13 protein-coding genes and 1 pseudogene are annotated in these 17,319 nt (G+C 72.4%); 6 read left to right on the top strand and 8 right to left on the bottom strand.

Annotation, left to right across the window (positions count from 1 at the left end):
- Window positions 1–624: 624 nt before the first annotated feature.
- The 4 genes from ABEB03_RS04200 to ABEB03_RS04215 all read right to left on the bottom strand — a co-directional run bounded on the left by ABEB03_RS04200 (window position 625) and on the right by ABEB03_RS04215 (window position 5,310).
- Window positions 625–2,916: a heavy metal translocating P-type ATPase gene (locus ABEB03_RS04200; RefSeq protein ID WP_345641300.1), complete on the bottom strand. Its 2,292-nt coding sequence runs from the start codon at window positions 2,914–2,916 to the stop codon at window positions 625–627.
- Window positions 2,917–3,026: 110 nt separating this feature from the next.
- Window positions 3,027–3,266: a heavy-metal-associated domain-containing protein gene (locus ABEB03_RS04205; protein WP_345641303.1), complete on the bottom strand. Its 240-nt coding sequence runs from the start codon at window positions 3,264–3,266 to the stop codon at window positions 3,027–3,029.
- Window positions 3,267–3,356: 90 nt separating this feature from the next.
- Window positions 3,357–4,307 carry a PrsW family intramembrane metalloprotease gene (locus tag ABEB03_RS04210; protein ID WP_345641305.1) on the bottom strand — a complete coding sequence of 317 codons (951 nt, stop codon included), beginning with the start codon at window positions 4,305–4,307 and terminating at the stop codon, window positions 3,357–3,359.
- Between the two features lie 331 nt (window positions 4,308–4,638).
- Window positions 4,639–5,310 carry a TetR/AcrR family transcriptional regulator gene (locus tag ABEB03_RS04215; RefSeq protein ID WP_345644036.1) on the bottom strand — a complete coding sequence of 224 codons (672 nt, stop codon included), beginning with the start codon at window positions 5,308–5,310 and terminating at the stop codon, window positions 4,639–4,641.
- 172 nt (window positions 5,311–5,482) lie between these two features.
- Between ABEB03_RS04215 and ABEB03_RS04220 the strand changes: the two genes are divergently transcribed.
- The gene (locus ABEB03_RS04220; protein WP_345641308.1) at window positions 5,483–8,002 is read left to right on the top strand and encodes an MMPL family transporter; all 2,520 of its coding nucleotides are present in this window, start codon (window positions 5,483–5,485) and stop codon (window positions 8,000–8,002) included.
- Window positions 8,003–8,044: 42 nt separating this feature from the next.
- Entirely contained in the window at window positions 8,045–9,088 is a 1,044-nt protein-coding gene (locus tag ABEB03_RS04225; protein ID WP_345641311.1) for a zinc-dependent alcohol dehydrogenase family protein, read from the top strand.
- On the opposite strand, the gene ABEB03_RS04230 is transcribed toward ABEB03_RS04225, so the two are convergent.
- The 4 genes and pseudogenes from ABEB03_RS04230 to ABEB03_RS04245 all read right to left on the bottom strand — a co-directional run bounded on the left by ABEB03_RS04230 (window position 9,069) and on the right by ABEB03_RS04245 (window position 12,533).
- Window positions 9,069–9,662, bottom strand: a complete 594-nt coding sequence (locus ABEB03_RS04230) for a GNAT family N-acetyltransferase (protein ID WP_345641314.1) — start codon at window positions 9,660–9,662, stop codon at window positions 9,069–9,071. The genes ABEB03_RS04225 and ABEB03_RS04230 overlap by 20 nt on opposite strands.
- Window positions 9,663–9,710: 48 nt before the next feature.
- Window positions 9,711–9,911, bottom strand: a complete 201-nt coding sequence (locus ABEB03_RS04235; protein ID WP_028803562.1) for a helix-turn-helix transcriptional regulator — start codon at window positions 9,909–9,911, stop codon at window positions 9,711–9,713.
- A gap of 582 nt (window positions 9,912–10,493) precedes the next feature.
- Window positions 10,494–11,417: pseudogene (locus tag ABEB03_RS04240) on the bottom strand (helix-turn-helix domain-containing protein); the annotation flags it as partial.
- Window positions 11,418–11,579: 162 nt separating this feature from the next.
- Complete coding sequence (locus ABEB03_RS04245; RefSeq protein ID WP_345641324.1) at window positions 11,580–12,533, bottom strand: sugar phosphate isomerase/epimerase family protein; 954 nt, start codon at window positions 12,531–12,533, stop codon at window positions 11,580–11,582.
- Between the two features lie 122 nt (window positions 12,534–12,655).
- On the opposite strand from ABEB03_RS04245, the gene iolC reads away from it, so the two are divergent.
- From iolC to iolD, 4 genes are read left to right on the top strand one after another with little or no spacing between them, the layout of a single operon-like run.
- Window positions 12,656–13,606: a 5-dehydro-2-deoxygluconokinase gene (iolC, locus tag ABEB03_RS04250; RefSeq protein WP_345641327.1), complete on the top strand. Its 951-nt coding sequence runs from the start codon at window positions 12,656–12,658 to the stop codon at window positions 13,604–13,606.
- Window positions 13,603–14,598 (top strand): Cgl0159 family (beta/alpha)8-fold protein, encoded by a 996-nt coding sequence (locus tag ABEB03_RS04255; RefSeq protein ID WP_345641331.1) that lies wholly within the window; start codon window positions 13,603–13,605, stop codon window positions 14,596–14,598. Before iolC ends, ABEB03_RS04255 begins: the two co-directional genes overlap by 4 nt.
- 7 nt (window positions 14,599–14,605) lie before the next feature.
- Window positions 14,606–15,439: a 5-deoxy-glucuronate isomerase gene (gene iolB, locus ABEB03_RS04260; protein ID WP_345641334.1), complete on the top strand. Its 834-nt coding sequence runs from the start codon at window positions 14,606–14,608 to the stop codon at window positions 15,437–15,439.
- On the top strand, window positions 15,436–17,319 hold the full coding sequence (gene iolD, locus ABEB03_RS04265) for a 3D-(3,5/4)-trihydroxycyclohexane-1,2-dione acylhydrolase (decyclizing) (protein WP_345641337.1): 1,884 nt from the start codon (window positions 15,436–15,438) through the stop codon (window positions 17,317–17,319). Before iolB ends, iolD begins: the two co-directional genes overlap by 4 nt.

Below are 17,319 nucleotides of genomic sequence, written 5' to 3' on the forward strand. Positions count from 1 at the left end.
CGTGACGGTCCCGGAGCCCGAGCCGAAGGGCGCACCGGAGGTGTTCCACACCTGCCGGGGCGCCCTTGAGCCGTTTCCGCCTGAACCGGAAGCGCTCCGCGGGCGAACCGGCCCCGGACAGACGGAAAGCGCCCTGCTGCCGGTCCCCCCACGGGCCGGCAGTCAGGGCGCTTTCCTTGTCCCGGTGCGGATTCCCCCCACGGGATCCGGCCGGGCGTCTGTGGGACAGCGCCTGAATCGCTGCGAGCAAAACGAGCAAAACCATCGGTACTGCGGTGCGTACCGCCTTGCGGTGCGATCTGCCGGGACCCGCACGACGGGAGGGCCGCTCAAAGCTCCCCGGTGTACGCGCCCCGGCACCGCAATTTCCGGGAACGTCCCCCAAGACATCCCCAGATGTCAGTCACGCCCCCCAAGACGCTTCTGACATCGCCAACTTAGACTCACGAACCCCTTCGATGGTTACGTTCACATCACTGTGATCTGCGTCTCTTGCATATGTCCCGAAGATGCGCAAGAGCCCCGGTACGTCAATGGGTGCCCAAGCGTAAGGAAGATGCGCGAGCCTTGTGAAGAGCTTATGTGAGGCTGCGGTTGGACTCTAGGGGGACTCTTACTCCGTCGTCATGAGAATGTCCTGAGCCGAAGACTGTTCGTCACCACGAACACCGAGGAGAAGGCCATCGCCGCCCCCGCGATCATCGGGTTCAGCAGTCCGGCGGCGGCCAGCGGCAGCGCCGCCACGTTGTACCCGAAGGCCCAGAACAGATTCCCCTTGATCGTCGACAGGGTCCGCCGTGCCAGCCGGATCGCGTCCGCGGCCACCCGCAGGTCCCCGCGCACGAGCGTCAGATCGCTCGCCTCGATCGCGGCGTCCGTGCCCGTGCCCATCGCGAGCCCGAGATCGGCGGTGGCGAGCGCCGCCGCGTCGTTGACCCCGTCGCCGACCATCGCGACGGTCCGGCCCTCGCGGCGCAGGCGCTCCACCACGGCGACCTTGTCCTGCGGCAGGACCTCGGCGATCACGTCCTCGGAGCCGATGCCGACGGCGCGTGCCACGGCCTGCGCGACCGCTCGGTTGTCACCGGTGAGGAGCACCGGCCTCAGCCCCAGGGCCCGCAGTTCGCGCACGGCCTCGGCGCTGGTCTCCTTGATCGCGTCGGCGACGGTCAGGACGCCGACCGCCACGCCGTCCCGGGTGACCACCACGGCGGTACGGCCCTCCGCCTCGGCGGCGTCCTTCGCACGGGCCAGCCCGTCCGGGAGCGGGTGCCCGTCGACGGCGGGCGCGTCGGGCAGGAGCCGGCCCACCGTGACCTCGTGACCCTGCACGTGCCCGCGCACTCCGCGGCCGGGCACGTTCTCGAACCGCTCGACCGGGGGAAGCGCTCCGGTGCGGTCCTGGGCGCCTGCCGCGATCGCCTGGGCGATCGGGTGCTCGGAGGCGTGTTCCAGGGCTCCGGCGAGCCGCAGGACGTCCTCCTCGGTGTCTCCCGCGACGACGTGGACCTCCTGGAGCCGCATTCTTCCCGTCGTCACCGTGCCGGTCTTGTCCAGGACGACCGTGTCGACGCGCCGGGTGGACTCCAGGACCTCGGGTCCCTTGATGAGGATGCCGAGCTGGGCGCCGCGCCCCGTGCCGACCATCAGGGCGGTCGGCGTGGCCAGGCCCAGCGCGCACGGGCAGGCGATGATCAGGACCGCGACGGCCGCGGTGAACGCGGCGACCGTGTCGCCGGTGACGCCGAGCCAGGCCCCGAAGGTGCCGACCGCGATCAGCAGCACGACGGGCACGAAGACGCCGGAGATCCGGTCGGCGAGGCGCTGCACCTCTGCCTTGCCGTTCTGCGCGTCCTCGACGAGCCGTGCCATCCGTGCGAGCTGGGTGTCCGCGCCGACCCGGGTCGCCTCGACGACGAGCCGGCCGCCCGCGTTGACCGTCGCGCCGGTCACCTCGTCCCCGACGGTGGCGTCCACCGGCACCGACTCGCCCGTCAGCATGGACGCGTCGACGGCCGAGGAGCCCTCCACGACCGTGCCGTCGGTGGCGATCTTCTCGCCGGGCCGTACGACGAAACGGTCGCCGACCTGGAGCTGTCCGACGGGGACGCGGACCTCGTGGCCGCCCCGCAGTACGGCCACGTCCTTCGCGCCGAGCTCCAGCAGGGCCCGCAGCGCCGCTCCGGCGCGCCGCTTGGAGCGGGCCTCCAGATAGCGGCCCAGCAGGATGAAGGCGATGACGCCGGCGGCGACCTCCAGGTAGAGCGTCGACGCGCCGTCCGTGCGGGAGACGGTGAACTCGAAGCCGTGCCGCATCCCCGGCATCCCGGCGTCGCCGAAGAACAGGGCCCACAGGGACCAGCCGAACGCGGCGAGGGTGCCGACCGAGACCAGCGTGTCCATCGTGGCGGCGCCGTGCCGGGCGTTCGTCGCCGCGGCCCGGTGGAAGGGCAGCCCGCCCCAGACCACGACGGGCGCGGCCAGCGTCAGCGAGAGCCACTGCCAGTTGTCGAACTGAAGGGCCGGGATCATCGACAGCAGGACGACGGGCAGGGCGAGCAGGGCGGAGACGAGCAGGCGTCCGCGCAGGGCGGCCAGCTCGGGGTCGTCGCCGGAATCCGCCGTCCGCGCCCGGTCGCCGTCCCCGGGGAGGTCCTCGGGGAGCGGGGGCGGCGGGGGTTCCTCCGCCGTGTACCCCGTCTTCACCACGGTGGCGATCAGATCCGCGACGTGTACCCCCTCGGGGTATGAGACCTTCGCCTTCTCCGTCGCGTAGTTGACGGTGGCGCTCACGCCGTCCATGCGGTTGAGCTTCTTCTCGATGCGGGCCGCGCAGGAGGCGCAGGTCATGCCGCCGATGGTGAGTTCGACTTCCGAGGTCGTGGCTATCGGTGTCGCAGCGGTGGTGCTCGTCACGTCCGTACTCCAGGGAGCGGACCGGGCCGCACGGAGCCAGTATCAGCTGGTCGGTACGGCCCGGTGGGGAGAGTTGCGTTTCAGAGTCGCGGGCAGGGTCCCGGCGCGGGTCAGGCCGGGCCGACGAGCTCGAAGCCGGCCTCGTCCACCGCGGCGCGGACGTCGGCCTCGGCGAGCGGGGCCGCGGAGACGACGGTGACCTCGCCGGTCGAGGCGACGGCCTTCACCGAGGTGACGCCTGCGATCCCGGAGATCTCGCCGCCGACCGAGCCTTCACAGTGTCCGCAGCTCATTCCGCTCACCTTGTAGACGGCGGTGACGGAACCCGGGGTTTCGGTCTGGGCGGTCATGTCGTTCTCCTCGTCTGGACCTGTGTGGTGTGCGTGTGCGGAGGGGGTCCTGTTGGGCCAGGTTCCCTCGATACTCACCACACTATACCCCTAGGGGGTATTTCTCCAAGCAGGTGCGCGGCGCGCCAGGGAACGCACCCAGGCGATTCCGGCGAGCGCGACGAGGACCAGGCCGCCGACCGAGAAGAGTGTGAAGAGGTGTCTCTGTTCGTCGGTGGACCACGGCAGGTGCCCCTGGGTGAACAAGGTCCGGTCCAGTCCCCTGGCGGTCAGCCGGGCCACCAGCCAGAGGGCGATGCCGTGCGTCGAGTCCCACAGTGCGTGCAGCAGGGCCGCCCCGGCCCAGGCGGCGACCACCGGCGAGGCGGGCCGGAAGCGCCCGTTCGGGCGGCGGCAGGCCAGTAGTGCGGCGCCGGTGACGGCCGTCCACAGGCCGTGTCCGAACGGGGTGAGCACCCCGCGAAGGATCTCGGTCTCCAGCAGTGCGCGCAGATCGATGCCCTGGAGCGAGACGGTGGCGTTGAAGGCGTAGCCCGCGCTCTCCAGGGCGGCGAAGCCGAACCCGACGCTCGCGCCCAGCACCAGGCCCGCTCGCGGCCCGCGCACGCGGGGGTGGCGGTGCAGCACGAACACCAGCGCGGCGAGCTTCGCCGCCTCCTCGATCAGCCCGGCGCCCACGTACATCCCCCACGAGGGGTGCAGCAGGTGGCGCTCCGTCATCGACGCGCCCACGACGCCGAGGGTCCCGCCGGTCAGGAAGCAGCCCAGGATCAGATGGACGCCCAGGTCGCGGCCGTGTCGCTGGTACGCCCAGAGCACGAACGCGACCGGGGTGAGGAAGCTGCCGAGCAGGATCAGGGTCGGCAGCAGGGCGGTGTCCCGTGTCGCGTACGTGACGGTCGCCGTCAGCGCCCAGAGCGCGAGCCCCACCGCCAGACAGTGCCGCCAGAGGCCGGGGCGCGGGCGGGGGTACGGCAGCGGGGGCTGTGAGGGGCCTGGAATGCGGGCCCGGCGCGCGCCGGGCGGCTGATTCTCGGTCACGGCTCATCCCTCGGGCTCGGGCAGTCTGATCCGACGTCAGTGCGATCCGATGCGGCGCGCGATGGGGGGCCGGGGGCCGATCTCCGCCGCGGCGCGCATCGATTCGATGAGTCGATTTGTCCGAACCTTATGGGAAATGCTCCCTATGTCGCAGGCCGGAACGCTCATTCTGATCACGGGCGTCGCGGCACCCGCTCCGTCGCCGGCGGTGGGCTTCGGCGGGGCGAGCGCGTGGCGGGGACCGGTCGGCCGGTCCGTGAGAGGCGTGGTGAGGGCGGTCGGCCGGCCGCTGAAGGGGGCGTGGTGAGGGCCGGCGGCCGGGATCGGTCCGTCAGCGGAGTGGGGGCGCGGCGAGGTCGGGGGCCGGTGCGGCACCGTCGCGCGTCAGGGGTTCGAGGTAGCGGAAGAGGGCGTTCTTCAGCTCCTGGACGTAGGCGCCGCGCTCGGCCTCCTCGTGGGCGAGGACCAGCTCCAGGCCGGCCTTGTACATGCCCAGGCACATCTGCGCCGTGCGCGTGACGTCGGCGTCCGGCGCGCCGGGCAGGAACGAACGGATCAGACCTTCGATCCGCGCGACCAGCGTCTGGTGCAGGGCGTCGTGCTCCTCCGTGATGCGGCCGGGGACGTCGGGACCGTGCATCAGGGCGAAGAACACCGGGTGTTCGCAGTTGAAGGCGATGAAGCGGTCCACGGCGGCGCCGACGGCCTGCTCCAGCGGTGTCGCCGGGTCGACCGGCGCGAGGGCCTCGCCGTACGTCTCGCGCATCTCGTGCATGAGCCGGTCGCCCAGCTCGATCGCGATGGCCTCCTTGTTCGGGAAGAACTGGTACAGCGTGCCCGGCGAGACGCCCGCCTCGCGTGCGATGGCGTTGGTGCTCGCGGCCGTGTAGCCGGTCGTGCAGAAGACGGCGGCGGCGGCCTCCAGCAGCTGGGCGATGCGGCGCTCGCCACGGGCCTGCCGGCGGCGCGGCCTCTCGTCGCCGGCCTGCTGCTTCTCGGGCATCTCGGGCACGAGTTATCCCCAGCTCTCCGAACGCGATTGACAAACGCGAGTGCTCGCTCGCATTCTGGTGAAACGCGAGCGATCTCTCGTGTTTGCCAGTCTATGGCAATGGTCGATCCATGCTGCCTGCTCGTCCGCAGGCAGCGGGTCACGGTGAAGGGGACACCGCACGATGACCGACGTCAAGAGCGCAGGTGAGGACCGCGGGAGGGGCGGCGACGACCGGGCGCCGAGCGTCGGTGCAAGCGGCGCCGACCCGGCCGACGCGAGCCGCGGGGACGACGGCGGGGACGGGGCGGGTCGCCGTGACGACGGCGGGGACGCGCTGAGCGGGGGCGGCGGCGACCGCGGGGCCGGAGCCGACGACGCATCGACGGCCGGCGCAGGTGACGGCACGTCGAAGACCGGTGCGGGTGACGGCGTACGGATCGGCGGCTGGACCCGGTTCGTGACCGCACGCCCCCGGCTCTCCCTGCTCGTCGCACTGCTGCTCACCGCGCTCGCCGTGGTCGCCGGCAGCGACGTCGCCGACCGGCTGGGCAGCGGAGGCTGGGAGGACCCGGCCGCGCAGTCGACGTACGCGACCAAGGCGCTGGAGCGGGAGTTCCCCGCCTCGCAGCCCAATCTGCTGCTCCTCGTCGACGCGGGCGGCGCCTCGGTCGACGACCCCGCGGTCGCCGCGGAGGCGAAGCGGCTCGCGGCACGGCTGGCCACCGAGCGGGGCGTCACCGGCGTCGGCTCCTACTGGCAGTCCGGTTCCCCCGCGCTGAAGGCGAAGGACGGGCACGAGGCGCTGGTCGCCGCGCGGATCACGGGCGACGAGAAGACGGCGGGCGAGACCCTGGACCGCCTCGCCCCCTCGTACCGCGGGAAGCACGGCCCGATCGAGATCGAGGTCGGCGGACCCGTGGCCGTACGGCACGAGATGCAGACGACCATCCGTGAGGACCTCACCCGGGCCGAGCTGATCGCCCTGCCCGTGACCCTCGTGCTGCTGGTGATGGTCTTCGGCAGCGCGGTCGCGGCCCTCCTGCCGCTCGGCGTCGGCATCATCGCGATCCTCGGCACGAACGCGGTGCTGCGCGGCCTCACCGAGTTCACCGACGTCTCCGTCTTCGCGATGAACCTCACCACGGCGCTGGGGCTCGGCCTCGCGATCGACTACGCCCTGTTCATCGTCCGCAGGTTCCGTGAGGAGCTGGCCGCCGGTTCCGTGCCGCTGGCGGCCGTCGCCACGACCCTGCGCACCGCGGGCCGTACGGTGCTGTTCTCGGCCCTCACCGTCGCCGTGTCGCTGGCCGCGATGCTGCTCTTCCCGCAGTACTTCCTGCGCTCCTTCGCCTACTCGGGCATCGCCGTGGTGCTGCTGGCCGCGGGCGCGGCCCTGATCCTGCTGCCCGCGGCGCTGATCCTGCTCGGGGCCCGGGTGAATTCCCTGGACCTGCGGCGCCTGTTCCGCCGGGGCGAGCGGCGGACGACCGGAGGCGGAGCCGCCTGGGGACGCATGGCCTCTCTCGTGATGCGCCGGGCCCCGCTCTTCGCGGTGGCCACCACGGTCGGCCTGATCGTGCTCGGACTGCCCTTCCTGGGCGTGAAGTTCGGCACGGCGGACGACCGGCAGCTGCCCTCGGACGCCGAGTCCCATGTCGTCCAGCAGCACATCCGCGACGGGTTCCCCGGCAGCCCCGGCGGCGGCCTGGAGATCCTCGCCGAAGGACCGGCGACCGAGACCCAGTACGCGCAGTACAAGGCCCGGATCGCCGCGCTGCCCGAAGTGCTCCGCGTGGACGGACCCCTGGTGCAGGGCGACTCGGCGTACTTCACGGTGCTGCCGAAGGGCGAGGCCGTGGACGAGGAGGCACAGCACCTGGTCGGTGAACTCCGGTCGGCGGACGCGCCGTTCGACACGTCGGTCACGGGCACCGCCGCCGTCCTGGTCGACTCCAAGCACGCGATAGCCGAGCGGCTTCCCTGGGCCGCGGCGTTCATCGCCGTCGTCACCCTGTTCCTGGTCTTCCTGCTGACCGGCAGCGTGCTCATCCCCGTCCAGGCGGTCCTGCTCAACGCGCTCAGCCTGACGGCGATGTTCGGCGCCGTGGTCTGGGTCTTCCAGGACGGCCATCTCTCCGGACTGCTCGACTTCACCAGCCCGGGTTCCATCGAGACGACCCTCCCGGTGCTCATGTTCTGCGTCGCCTTCGGCCTCTCGATGGACTACGGAGTCTTCCTCCTGTCCCGCATCAAGGAGGAGTACGACCACACCGGCGACCACCGGGAGGCGGTCCGCTTCGGCCTCCAGCGCACCGGCGGTCTGATCACCGCGGCGGCGGTCATCCTCGCGGTGGTGATGGTCGCCATCGGCACCTCGCGGGTGACCAACACCAAGATGCTCGGTCTGGGCATCGCCCTCGCGGTGCTGATGGACGCGATGGTCGTCCGCAGCCTGCTGGTTCCGGCGGTCATGCGCCTCACGGGCCGCGCCACCTGGTGGGCGCCGGGACCGCTGCGGCGGTTCCACGACCGGTTCGGACTCAGCGAGGGCGGGTCCCCCGCGGAGCCCGCACTGGACGGGGACGGACACACCCGCCGGGCCGACCCGGAGGAGGACGCCGGGCGCCGGGGCGGCGAAGAGGAGCAGGGGAGCGAGGAGCAGGAGGGCCGGGACCGGGACAAGGTCGAGGCGCGCGGCTAGCGTTCGCTGCGGAAGCTGATCTCCGGGCGGAGGGCGAGACGGATGCGGGCAGTGGTGTTCGAGCGGTACGAGGAACCGGCCGAGGTACGCGAGGTCGCGGACCCGGCGCCCGCGGAGCACGGGGTCGTGGTGCGCGTCGAGGCCACCGGGCTGTGCCGGAGCGACTGGCACGGCTGGATGGGCCACGATCCCGACATCACCCTGCCGCACGTGCCGGGCCACGAACTCGCCGGAGTCGTCGAGGCGGTGGGTGCCCGGGTGACCGGCTGGCGTGCCGGCGACCGGGTCACCGTTCCGTTCGTGTGCGCCTGCGGAAGCTGCCCTTCGTGCGCGGCGGGCGACCAGCAGGTGTGCGAGCGCCAGACCCAGCCGGGCTTCACGCACTGGGGCTCCTTCGCCGAGTACGTGGCACTCGACCACGCCGAGGTGAACCTGGTCGCGGTGCCGGACGAGCTGTCCTTCGCGACGGCCGCCTCGCTGGGCTGCCGGTTCGCCACGGCCTACCGCGCGGTGGTCGCGCAGGGCCGGGTGGCGGCAGGGGAGTGGGTCGCCGTGCACGGCTGCGGGGGCGTCGGCCTGTCGGCGGTGATGATCGCGGCGGCGTCGGGGGCGCGGGTCGTGGCCGTCGACGTGTCGCCCGCGGCGCTGGACCTGGCACGGAAGTTCGGGGCGGCGGAGTGCGTGGACGGGTCCCGGACCGGGGATGTCGCCGAGGCCGTCCGGGAACTGACCGGCGGTGGCGCCCACCTGTCGCTGGACGCCCTCGGCTCCGAGGCCACCTGCGCGGCCTCGGTGCACGGGCTGCGCCGCCGCGGCCGGCACGTCCAGGTCGGTCTGCTGCCCTCGCCGACCGGTGCCACCCCGGTCCCGATGGCCCGCGTGATCGGCCTGGAACTGGAAGTGCTGGGCAGCCACGGGATGGCCGCGCACGCCTACCCCGGCATGCTGGAGCTGGTCCGCGCGGGTGTGCTGCGGCCCGACCTCCTGGTCACCTCGACGATCCCGCTGGACGCGGCGCCGTCCGCGCTGGCGGCGATGGGCACGGCACCGGGGTCGGGGGTGACGGTCATCGAGCCGTGGAGCTGACCCGGCCCTCCGGGTGGCCTTTGTGGGCGGCCCACTCGTGGTCGAGGATCGCCATGAGCACCTCGTCGACCCATTCACCGTCACGCAGCGCGGCCTCGCGCAGGACGCCCTCGACCACGAAACCGACCTTCTCGTACACGCGCCGGGCACGGTGGTTGTTGCCGTAGACGCCCAAGGAGATCCGGTGCAGGCCGAGTTGTTCGAAGCCGTGGCCGACGATGAGACGGACCGCCTCGGTGCCAAGGCCCCGGTCCCGGCCGCGGGGTCCGATGAGTGTGCGGAAGGAGCAGCTGCGCTGGACGGGGTCCCACTCGTTGAGGACGACCTCGCCGACGAGTTCGCCGGTGGCGGGGTCGGTCACCGCGAGGTCGAGTCGGTCGGGCTGGGTGGCGCGGGCGCCGTAGACGGCCCGCAGGTGTTCCAGGGTGAAGAGGGTGCCCGGCTGCGACGGGAAGGTGAAGCGAATGACGTCGGGGTCGTCGAGGATCTCCAGGATCGCCTCCGCGTCGTCCGCGGTGAACGGGCGCAGCACGGTCTTCTCGCCGGTGAGGACGGGTTTCATGGAGAAGTTCATGCGAAGAAGGGTGCCCCACCCGGAGGTGGGGCAGCCGGGCGGGGCGGCTCAGTCGTCTCGGCGGCCCCGGTTTCCCGGGCGGGAGGCGACCCAGGCCCGGACGGTGTCGGCGTACCAATAGGGCTTTCCCCGCTCCACGTGGTCGGGTGCCGGCAGCAGCCCGTGCTTGCGGTACGACCGGACGGTGTCCGGCTGCACCTTGATGTGCGCCGCGATCTCCTTGTACGACCAGAGCCTACGGTCGGTCATGAGTGGCACCTCCCTGCGCGCACCGCGGCGGCGGCCGGGGGCGGCCGTCGGGGGAGCCGGGCGCTGCGCTGGCGATCACAAAGCCTGTGCTCCGTGAACGACGCGGCGTGAGCACCGGGCAGTGGCTGTGAACCGGGTGTGACGCAAGACCCGCGTACACGCGACATGTGTGACAGGGGGGTGGTTTTTGTGACACGAGTGACGCATTGGCGAACGAGCGAAGAGGTGTACGCCAGGTGGCCGTGGGCATCAAGTGCCTTTTGAGCACAGGACGCTGACGAACACGCGGAGCGGATCCGTCGGCGGGCCGGGCCCCTGTCCCCCGGGGCTCTCCCACCGTGTTCGCGCGGGAGCCGCCCTTGCCGGGCCCGGCCCACCGGCTCCCCGCATCCCCCCTGGTGCGTGGCCGGAAGGATCAGCGTGCCGTCAGCGCGTCCCGCGGGTCTTGGAAAAAATCGCACTCGGGTCGATCACGTTCCGGCGGACTGCCGTTCCCCCGGAGCGGTCCGGGCCCGGTCGGGAGGGGGCCGGTCGGGAGGAGGCCGCGCGTCGGCCGTGAGGAGCGGTGTCCCCGTCGGCGGTGAGGAGCAGGCTGGTGGCCTCGCCCGCCATCCGGTCCGTTCCCGGAGGACCGGGCGGAGCCACGGGAGGAGCCACCCGCGCCGCCGTGAACTCACCCGGTGTGCAGCCGGTCATCGTCCTGAACTCCCCGCTGAGATGAGCCTGGTCGTAGAACCCGCACGCCGCCGCGGTCTCCGCCTGCGAACGCCCCGCCGCGAGCAGCCGCCGTGCCCGTTGCAGGCGCAGCACCCGGGCGGCGGCCTTCGGGCCGAGTCCGATCTGTTCCCGGAACCGGTTCTCCAACTGCCGTACGCTCCAGCCGACCTCGTCGGCGAGCCGGGGTACGGGGACGGCGCCCCAGGTCCGCTGGAGCCGGTCCCAGGCCCGTACGACCCGCGCCGAGCTCGGCGGCCCCGCCGCGGCCCACCGTGCGAACACGTCGTCGAGCAGCCGGAACCGCTCCGCCCAGCCGGGCAGCGCGGCCAGTGCGGCGGACAGTTCACCGATGCTGCCCCAGCGATCCCGGCCCGCCGCCGCGCCCGGCGGGCACGGCAGTTCGTCGGGGTCCACCGTCCGGTCGGCGAGTTCGTACTGGGGTGTTCCGAACAGCGTGAACGCGGCCCACGGCGCGAGCATGACCTCGATGCCCGCCAGCCGTCCGCCGTGCTCGCCGACGGCCGAAGTGGTGGTCGGCCCGGAGAACACCGACACGAGTGTGGCGGGGGGCCGGCCCGCCCGGGAGACGCGCAGGGGCTGGTCGAAGCCGAGGAGCAGGGTCGCCGCGCCGATCGGCGCCTCCAGCCTGCGCCGGGGGCCGTCGAGGGCGAGCCGGATGCCGCGGTAGCTGAGCACGCCCGGCCGTAGTCGTGGATGGGGCGACGCGAGCGCGGTCTCCCAGGTGCCGCCGGGTCCGCACCCGGCCCGCGAGACGATTCCCGTCGTCATCCATGCCTCCCGCCGTCCGTCAGCACCGGGGAAACCCCCATCGTGCAACGCGGCCCCACCGGCCGGAAGGCCCGTCTCACCCCGCGCTCCCGACGGGGCGAGCGCGCCGCTGCGCCCCGCGGGGCCCGTCCCGCTGCCCGTTCCCGACGGGCGAGCGCGTCGCTACGCCCCGCACGACCTCAGGAACGCCCGGGTCCGCCGGGCGATCGGCAGCGGCTTGTCCGGCGGGCACGGGTACATGTCCTGCTCGACGATGGCGAAGAGTTCGACGCCGAGCTGCTGGGCGGCGGCGAGCACGGGCTCCAGCGCCGGTACACCGGACGGCGGTTCGCACATCACGCCGCGGGCCACGGCGGGCCCGAACGGCACCTCGCCGGCCCGCACCTCGGCCAGCACCAGCGGGTCCACCTGCTTGAGATGGAGGTAGCCGATGCGCTCGCCGTACGTCTCGATGAGCTTGACGCTGTCCCCGCCGCAGTAGGCGTAGTGGCCGGTGTCGAGGCACAGGGACACGAGCGAGGAGTCGGTCGAGTCGAGGAAACGCGTCACGTTCTCCTCGCTGTCGATGTGTGTGTCGGCGTGCGGATGGACGACGATCCGCAACCCGAAGCGTTCGCGCACCTCGTGGGCGAGCCGCTCCGTCTGCGCGGTCAGGTTGCGCCACTGCGTGGGGGTCAGCGTGCTGTCCTCCAGCACCGCGCCGGTCTTGTCGTCGCGCCAGAAGGCGGGAATGACGACGAGGTGCTCGGCGCCCATCGCCCGGGTGAGTGCGGCGATGTCCGCGACGTGCGCCCAGGTGGACTCCCACACCTCGGGCCCCTTGTGCAGTGCGGTGAAGACGGTGCCGGCCGAGACGGCGAGCCCGCGTCGCGCCGTCTCCTCCCTCAGGACGCCGGGATCGGTGGGCAGATAGCCGTACGGGCCGAGTTCGATCCACTCGTACCCGGACTCGGAGACCTCGTCCAGGAATCGCCGCCAGGGGATCTGCCGGGCGTCGTCGGGGAACCAGACGCCCCAGGAGTCGGGAGCCGAACCGATTCGGATGCGGGACAGTGAGGACGAAGGCGGCGACTGCGGCGACGGGCGAGGCGATGACTGCGGCGGCAACGACGTCATGGGCGTCAGCTTCGGGCGGCCCCGGAAAGCTGTCAAGCCATCGTCCGAATGTCTGGACAAAACGTTGACAGGGTTCCCCGCGCGGGACTAGACCTGGGTTCAGCCGTAGCGAAGGGAAGGCGATGGCGTACGACCTGATCACCATGGGGCGGATCGGTGTGGACCTCTACCCGTTGCAGACGGGGGTCACGCTGGCCCGGGTGACGTCCTTCGGGAAGTTCCTCGGCGGCTCGGCGACGAACGTGGCGGTGGCCGCCGCCCGGCTCGGACGGCGTACGGCGGTGATCACACGGACGGGTGAGGACCCGTTCGGCGCATACCTCCACGAGGCGCTGCGCGGTTTCGGGGTCGACGACCGCTGGGTCACGGCGGTTCCCGGACTGCCCACCCCCGTCACCTTCTGCGAGGTCTTCCCGCCCGACGACTTCCCGCTCTACTTCTACCGGCAGCCCAAGGCCCCGGACCTGGAGATCCACGCACGGGACCTCGATCTGGAGGCCATCCGCGCGGCCCGTCTGTTCTGGGTGACCGGCACGGGCCTGAGCGAGGAGCCCAGCCGCACCGCGACCCTCGCGGCCCTCGCCCACCGCGCCCGGTCCGCCGCGACGGTCTTCGACCTGGACTGGCGGCCCATGTTCTGGAAGGACCCCGGGGCGGCCCGGCCGTTCTACACCGAGGCCCTGCGCCACACCACCGTCGCGGTCGGCAACCTCGACGAGGTCGAGATCGCGACCGGCGAGCGCGAACCGGACGCCGCCGCCCGCGCCCTGCTGGACGCGGGGGTCGAACTCGCGGTGGTGAAGCAGGGACCCAAGGGTGTCCTCGCCGTCCACCGCGACGGCTCCCGCGCCGAGGTCCCGCCGCTGCCGGTCGACGTCCTCAACGGCCTCGGCGCCGGCGACGCGTTCGGCGGATCCCTGTGCCACGGACTGCTCGCCGGCTGGGACCTGGAGCGCGTCATGCGGCACGCCAACGCGGCCGGAGCGATCGTCGCGTCCCGCCTGGAGTGCTCCTCCGCGATGCCGACACCCGAGGAGATCGAGGACGCGATCACGGCGGGAGAAGTGCGATGAGAGCGGGCCATGTCGGGGGCGCCCGGCACGAGCAGGGCGGCGACGCGACCGGCCCCGCCGGCGCGGCCACCGGTGCCCGCGCCGTCCACGGCGAACTCCGCCCGCCGTACCGCACGGTCGACCTCGCCGGACTCGTCCGCACCCGCGCCCGGCAGCCCGAGGCGATCGCCGAGGCCGCCGCCCGCCGGGTGCGCCGTCCCCTGGTGGGCGACTCCGGACGGCTGATGATCGTCGCGGCGGACCACCCGGCCCGGGGCGCACTGGCCGTCGGCGACCGCAGGCTCGCCATGGCCGGCCGCGCCGACCTCCTGGAGCGGCTCTGCCTCGCCCTGTCCCGTCCCGGTGTCGACGGTGTGCTCGCCAGCGCCGACGTCCTCGACGACCTGCTGCTGCTCGGCGCGCTCGACGACAAGGTCGTCCTCGGGTCGATGAACCGGGGCGGACTCGCGGGCGCCTCCTTCGAGTTGGACGACCGGTTCACCGGCCACCGGCCACAGGACATCGAGCGGCTCGGTTTCGACGCGGGCAAGCTCCTGTTGCGCATCGACTACGACGATCCGGGCTCCCTGCGCACGCTGGAGTCCACCGCCCGGGTGATCGACGAGATGGCCGAGCGGCGGCTGCCGGTCTTCGTCGAGCCGTTCCTGTGCCACCGCCGCGACGACGGCACGCTGCGCAACGACCTGAGCGCCGAGGCCGTCACCAAGTCCATCGCCATCGCCAGTGGTCTGGGCGGCAGTTCGGCGTACACATGGCTGAAGGTTCCCGTCACGGACAACCCCGACGACATGGCCCGGGTCATGGAGACCTCCACCCTGCCCGCAGTCCTCCTCGGCGGCGACGTCGCGGAGGACCAGGAGGGCGCGTACGAGAAGTGGCGCGGCGCGCTCCAACTGCCCACCGTGCGGGGCCTGGTGGTGGGCCGCTCCCTGCTCTACCCGGCGGACGGCGATGTCGCCGCGGCCGTGGACACCGCCGTAGGACTCCTGTGAGGGCCGCATGAGCAAAGAGCTGTACGTCCCCCGAGGCGCCACCGCCGACGCGCACTACGCGCTCGACATCGACCCCGAGCGGGCCGGCTGGACCCATGCGAGCCTGCGGGTCGTCGAACTGCCGCCCGACGGCACCCACACCTTCACCACCGGTGACAGCGAGTGGATCGTGCTTCCGCTCGCCGGCGGCGGCACGGTCCGCGTCAAGGACGGCATCGAGGAAGCAGAGTTCCCCCTCCTGGGCAGGGAAGACGTGTTCGCCGGAGTCTCCGACTTCGCGTACGTGCCCCGCGACGCCCGGGTCCAGATCGCCTCCGGTGCGGGAGGCCGCTTCGCCCTGGCAGGAGCGAAGTGCGAGCGCCGACTCCCCGCCCGCTACGGCCCCGCGCCGGAGGTTCCCGTCGAAGCCCGCGGCAGCGGCAACTGCGCCCGCCAGGTGCGCAACTTCGCCTCCGCGGACGCCTTCGACTGCGACCGGCTCATCGCCGTCGAGGTCATCACCCCGGGCGGCAACTGGTCCTCGTACCCGCCGCACAAGCACGACGAGTACCGGCCGGGCGAGGAGAGCGAACTGGAGGAGATCTACTACTTCGAGATCGACGGCCCGAACGGTTTCGGCTATCAGCGCGTATTCCCTTCGCGCGAGGGTGGCTCCGACGTCCTCGCCGAGGTCCGCACCGGCGATGCCGTCCTCGTCCCCGACGGATGGCACGGCCCGTCCGTCGCCCAGCCCGGCCACACGATGTACTACCTGAACGTCATGGCCGGACCGGGCAAGGACAGGGAGTGGCGGATCTGCTTCCACCCGGGACACCTAGAGACCACAGAGGGATACCGATGACCTCAACGACGAGGCTGACGGTCGCACAGGCGCTGGTGCGCTTCCTGGCAGCCCAGTACACGGAACGGGACGGCGACCGGCAGCGGCTGATCGGCGCCACCTGGGGCATCTTCGGTCACGGCAACGTCGCCGGGATCGGCCAGGCACTCGTCGAGTACGGCGACGCCATGCCCTACCACCAGGGCCGCAACGAACAGGCCATGGTGCACGCGGCGGTCGGCTACGCCCGCCAGTCCGGCCGGCTGTCCACGCACGCCGTCACCACCTCCATCGGCCCCGGCGCCACGAACCTCGTCACCGGCGCGGCCCTCGCCACCGTCAACCATCTCCCGGTCCTGCTGCTGCCCGGCGACGTCTTCGCGACCCGCCCCGCCGACCCGGTCCTCCAGCAGCTCGAAGTCCCCTACGCGGGCGACGTGTCGGTCAACGACTGCCTGCGCCCGGTGTCCCGGTACTTCGACCGGATCACCCGCCCCGAGGCGCTGATCCCGGCCGCCCTCCAGGCGATGCGTGTGCTCACCGACCCCGTCGAGACCGGCGCCGTCACTCTCGCGCTGCCGCAGGACGTGCAGGCGGAGGCGTACGACTGGCCGGAGGAGTTCTTCGCCGAGCGGACCTGGGCGGTGCGCCGCCCGGCGGTCGACCAGGCCGAGCTGGCCGCCGCCGTGCGGGCGATCCGTGAGGCCCGGCGTCCGCTGATCGTCGCGGGCGGCGGCGTCCACCACAGCCGTGCCGAGGGGGCGCTCGCCGAGCTGGCCTCCGCCACCCGCATCCCGGTGGCCTCCACCCAGGCGGGCAAGGGCTCGCTGCGCTGGGACCACCCGCAGGACGTCGGCGGCATCGGCCACACCGGCACCGCGACCGCCGACGAGCTGGCCCGCACCGCCGACCTGGTGATCGGCGTCGGCACCCGCTACACCGACTTCACCACCGCCTCGGGCACCCTCTTCGGCGGCTCGGACGTTCGTTTCCTGAACCTCAACATCGCGCCGTACGACGGCCACAAACTCGGCGGCCTCCCGCTGGTCGCCGACGCCAGGGCGGGACTCGAGGAACTGACCGAGGCGCTGCTGCTGCACGACCACCGCGCCGAGCCGGCCTACGTCACCGAGTACACGGACGACAAGGAGCGCTGGGAGTACCGTGTCGAGGCGGCCTACGAGGCCGAGGACGACGACATACGCCCGACCCAGCCGCAGGTCCTCGGTCTGCTCGACGAGCTGGTCACCGAGGACGACATCCTGATCAACGCGGCCGGCTCGCTCCCCGGCGACCTGCACAAGCTGTGGCGCACCCGGTCCCGGGACCAGTACCACGTCGAGTACGGCTACTCGTGCATGGGCTACGAGATCCCGGCGGCGATCGGTGTGCGGATGGCGGCCCCGGGCCGCCCGGTGTGGGCGCTGGTCGGCGACGGCACGTATCTGATGATGCCGACGGAGATCGTCACCGCCGTGCAGGAGGGCGTCGCCATCAAGGTGCTGATCCTGCAGAACCACGGGTACGCCTCGATCGGCGGTCTCTCCGAGGCCGTGGGCGGCGAGCGGTACGGCACGGCGTACCGCTTCCGGGCCGAGGACCGCACGTACACGGGCGCTCCGCTGCCCGTCGATCTCGCGGCCAACGCGGCCAGCCTGGGGATGCGCGTCCTACGCGCGAAGACCGTGCGTGACCTGCGGGCCGCCCTGGCCGAGGCGCGCGCGGCGGACACTCCCACATGTGTCTACGTCGAGACCGAAACGGCAGACACAGTGTCGGGCGCGCCCCCGGCGCAAGCCTGGTGGGATGTACCTGTGGCCGAGACCGCGACCCGATCGTCGGCGGTCAAGGCGCGCGAGGAGTACGACCGGCACGTCGCCGCCCGACGCCGCCATCTGTGA

It is taken from the genome of Streptomyces siamensis (genome assembly GCF_039543605.1).
Classification (GTDB): Bacteria; Actinomycetota; Actinomycetes; order Streptomycetales; family Streptomycetaceae; genus Streptomyces; species Streptomyces siamensis.

Coding starts and splice junctions, on each gene's coding strand:
- ABEB03_RS04205 (WP_345641303.1), bottom strand. CDS start 3,266: ATGACCGCCCAGACCGAAACCCCGGGTTCCGTCACCGCCGTCTACAAG.
- ABEB03_RS04215 (WP_345644036.1), bottom strand. CDS start 5,310: ATGCCCGAGAAGCAGCAGGCCGGCGACGAGAGGCCGCGCCGCCGGCAG.
- ABEB03_RS04220 (WP_345641308.1), top strand. CDS start 5,483: ATGACCGACGTCAAGAGCGCAGGTGAGGACCGCGGGAGGGGCGGCGAC.
- ABEB03_RS04225 (WP_345641311.1), top strand. CDS start 8,045: ATGCGGGCAGTGGTGTTCGAGCGGTACGAGGAACCGGCCGAGGTACGC.
- ABEB03_RS04230 (WP_345641314.1), bottom strand. CDS start 9,662: ATGAACTTCTCCATGAAACCCGTCCTCACCGGCGAGAAGACCGTGCTG.
- ABEB03_RS04235 (WP_028803562.1), bottom strand. CDS start 9,911: ATGACCGACCGTAGGCTCTGGTCGTACAAGGAGATCGCGGCGCACATC.
- ABEB03_RS04245 (WP_345641324.1), bottom strand. CDS start 12,533: ATGACGTCGTTGCCGCCGCAGTCATCGCCTCGCCCGTCGCCGCAGTCG.
- iolC (WP_345641327.1), top strand. CDS start 12,656: ATGGCGTACGACCTGATCACCATGGGGCGGATCGGTGTGGACCTCTAC.
- ABEB03_RS04255 (WP_345641331.1), top strand. CDS start 13,603: ATGAGAGCGGGCCATGTCGGGGGCGCCCGGCACGAGCAGGGCGGCGAC.
- iolB (WP_345641334.1), top strand. CDS start 14,606: ATGAGCAAAGAGCTGTACGTCCCCCGAGGCGCCACCGCCGACGCGCAC.
- iolD (WP_345641337.1), top strand. CDS start 15,436: ATGACCTCAACGACGAGGCTGACGGTCGCACAGGCGCTGGTGCGCTTC.